Origin of the sequence: Chryseobacterium sp. SIMBA_029 (genome assembly GCF_046535275.1) — a bacterium.
Classification (GTDB): Bacteria; Bacteroidota; Bacteroidia; order Flavobacteriales; family Weeksellaceae; genus Chryseobacterium.
On the sequence record NZ_JAWRXA010000210.1, the window covers coordinates 1 to 279 of the forward strand.

Genomic DNA, 279 nt, shown 5'->3' on the forward strand with positions numbered 1-279 from the left:
GGTGAAGACGATCGGCGAAAAGCTCGACCTCGATTCCGGCACGCTTTCGCCGCTGCTGAAACGCCTGGAGCAGAACGGCCTGATCAAGCGCATCCGAGATTCCCGCGACGAGCGCCAGGGTCTGGTGTCGCTGACGCCGAAAGGCGATGCGATGCGCGGCGAGGTCGACACGATCATGGGCTCGATCGGCCAGGCGATCGGCTGCACGCTTGAGGAGATGGCGGAGATCCGCACCCTGCTCCAAGGTCTGCGGTCGAATCTGAACGAGGCGGATTAACG

Annotated in this window: 1 protein-coding gene; it reads left to right on the forward strand. The window is 63.4% G+C overall.

What is annotated here, in order from left to right:
* The coding region (locus SB679_RS23860) for a MarR family winged helix-turn-helix transcriptional regulator (RefSeq protein WP_410704730.1) at positions 1 to 277 on the forward strand (277 nt) is incomplete at its 5' end.
* Positions 278 to 279 lie beyond the last annotated feature (2 nt).